The organism is Streptococcus vestibularis ATCC 49124 (assembly GCF_000188295.1).
GTDB classification, from domain to species: domain Bacteria; phylum Bacillota; class Bacilli; order Lactobacillales; family Streptococcaceae; genus Streptococcus; species Streptococcus vestibularis.
This window is the reverse complement of record NZ_GL831112.1, coordinates 690,623-693,402: the sequence shown is the minus strand read 5'-3', so window position 1 is coordinate 693,402 and position 2,780 is coordinate 690,623. Positions and strand designations below refer to the sequence as shown.

The following is a 2,780-nucleotide window of genomic DNA, read 5'->3' as shown; positions in this document are numbered from 1 at the left end:
CATCAACTTTAAGAAGCGTGTCTTCATCACTCTGAACATACATAAAAAGAGGACCTATCAGGTCCTCTCTAGATGTTAGCTTTTCGTCACCCACTACAGTTGACAAAGAGCCTCTAGATGTTAGCTTTTCGTCACCCACTACAGTTGACAAAGAGCCGCTTTTCGTCACCCACTACAGTTGACAAAGAGCCGATTTAAACTAGATCGTTTATTATTTACAATTTACACTTCTTTATTTGTATTTTTACGGTGTTTTCCGATATATAGGATACCAAATAAAGACATTATTGCCATACCCACAGTAGTGAGAATTGAAGATTCGTCACCAGTTGATGGCAATTTATTTGCATCTTTAGCCACACGTGAGCCAACAGATGTTTCGCCAGCATTTACAGAACCAGTGTTAGGAAGTTCTTTCTTATCTTCTGCTTTCACAGCTGTAGTATCAGAATTTTCACGCGGTGAATTTCCAGGTGTTCCAACTTTAGCTGGGATTGGGAAATCAGGAGCTGTTTTTTCAGGTCTTGATGGCGCTGGATTTTCTTTATTTGATTCAGGTAATTTACCTTCATTTAATTTTGATAAATCAAACTCAGGTTTTTCTTCAGTAGTAGCTGCTTCAGCAGCATTCACGCCTCCGTTGAACTCTGGAACTTCGTTAACAGCAGCTTCTAATCTAGTTACAGCATCTTGTAATCCATCTTGGATAGATTGTTCAGCATTATTTTTCTTAGCTGTTTCAAAAGCAGCTTTAGCTTTTTCTAAAGTTTCTTTTTGTTTATCTAATGCAGCATTTTTTTCTTCTACTGCTTTAGCTTTTTCAGTAGCATCAGCTTTATCTTTATCAGCTACTTTAGTTAATTTTTCAATTTTTTCAGCTATATCATCAGCAATATCTTGAAGTTTTTTAACGATTGGTTTAGAAGCTTCTTTGTTGTAAGCAGCGTCTAATTTTTCTTTATCAGCAGCTGGAAGCTCAGATAGATCTTTACCTTCTTGTTTTGTAGCACCGATTTCGTCAGCTTGAGGATCTTGATCTTTATTAGCTTCAGAAGTCGCATTTTGATTTTCTAATTCTTTAAGAACATCTCCTGCAGTTAAGTCTCCTTTTTCAACTGCAGCTAAAATATCTTCTTTACCTAATACTTTTTTAGCTTCTTCTTTATTTGTAATATTAGCATCAGCATCGATATCTTTTTCAAATTGATCTAATGCATCTTTAAGAGCAGTTCTAGTTTCAGATTCTTCTTTTTTAAGTTCTTCAACTTTTGCTTTAGCTTTGTCTGCTTCTGCTTTGGCTTTAGTCAATTCAGCTTCTGCGTCAGCTTTAGCTTTATCGGCTTCATCTTTTTTAGTTTGAGCAGCTTTTACATCTTCAGCTTCTTTAGTAGCTTTAGCTGTAGCTTCTTCAACTTTTTTAGCTTCTTCAGCAACTTTTTTCTCTAATTCAGCAACCTTAGCATCCGCTTCTGCTTTGGCTTCAGCAGCTTTTTCAGCTTCTGTTTTTTCTGCTGGTTTAGCTGGTTCTTCTTCTTTTGGCTTAGCTGGTTCGCTAGCTTCTTTTTCTTTAGCAGCTTTTACTTCTTCTAGAGTTTTGTTGTACTCATCAGTAAGTTTGTTAAGTTCTTCAGCGTAAGCTTGAGTATCAGAAGCAGCTTTATCGAATGCATCTTGTGCAGCATCTTTAGCTTTTTCGATAGCTTTAACAGCTTTATCTAATGAAGCAACGATTTCAGCATCAGAACCATTATCTTGAGCTGATTTTAATGCTTCTTTGGCTTCTTTTAATGTATCTTCTTGTTTTTTAAGAGCTTCCGCTTTTTTATCTTCTTCAGCTTTTAATGCATCAGCATCTTCTTTAAGCGCATCAACATTTTCACCTAAATCATCAGCTTTATCTTGAAGTTTTTCTGATGCTGGACGAGCAGCATCTGCTTTTTCAGCTTTTTCGATTCCAGCTTTAACGTCTTCTGGAAGTTGATCTTTAGATTTAGCTTCAGCTGGAGTTGTTGATGTATTACCAGCAGTATTACTGTCGTTTTCTAATTCTTTAAGAATATCACCAGCTTTTAAATCACCAGATTCAATAGCTTTTAATAATCCTTCTTTGTCAACTAATTCTTTAGCAGCTTTTTTAGCAGCTTCTTTATTAGTAATTTTTGGATCATTTGCGATTGATTCTTCTAATTGATCTAAAGCTTTTGATAGAGCATCTTTAGAATCAGCTTCTTCTTTCTTAGCATCTTCTTCTTTTTTAGCTTCTTCTTTAGCTTTAGCGTCAGCTTCAGCAGCTTGTTCTTTAGCAGCAGCTAATTCATCGTCAGCAGTTTTTTTAGCTTTTTCAGCTTCAGTTTTTGCGACTTCAGCATCAGCAGCTTCTTTTGTCTCAGCTTCTAGTTTAGTGTTTGCTTCGTTAGCTGCAGTAGTAGTTGTGTCTACTTTTGCTTGAGCTTCAGTAACTTTTTCTTCTTTAGCTTTAGCGTCAGCTTCAGCTTCTTTAATCTCTGGACTTGTCACTTCTGATTTAGAAGTGTCAGTAGCTCCAGTTTCGGCAGGCTGAGTAGCTGCTGGTCGAGCTGGAGTAGTAGCAGTATTAGTTGCTGTATTAGTAGAATCATCAGCTTTTACAACTGACGGTTGAGATGCAGCAAGCGCAGCACCTAAAACAGCTACACTAGCCAAGCTTGTTAAAATGATTTTCTTTCTATTCATTTTAAAATCCCTTTCATAAAATCATATTCGGGTTCATTATAACGCTTTCTAAAAAGATAATCAAGTAA

General features: G+C 36.3%; 1 protein-coding gene. It reads right to left on the bottom strand.

All coding sequences use genetic code 11. The annotated features are described in order from the left end of the window. Positions 1-222: 222 nt before the first annotated feature. Entirely contained in the window at positions 223-2,712 is a 2,490-nt protein-coding gene (locus HMPREF9425_RS03470) for an SIALI-17 repeat-containing surface protein (protein ID WP_003096818.1), read from the bottom strand. Positions 2,713-2,780 lie beyond the last annotated feature (68 nt).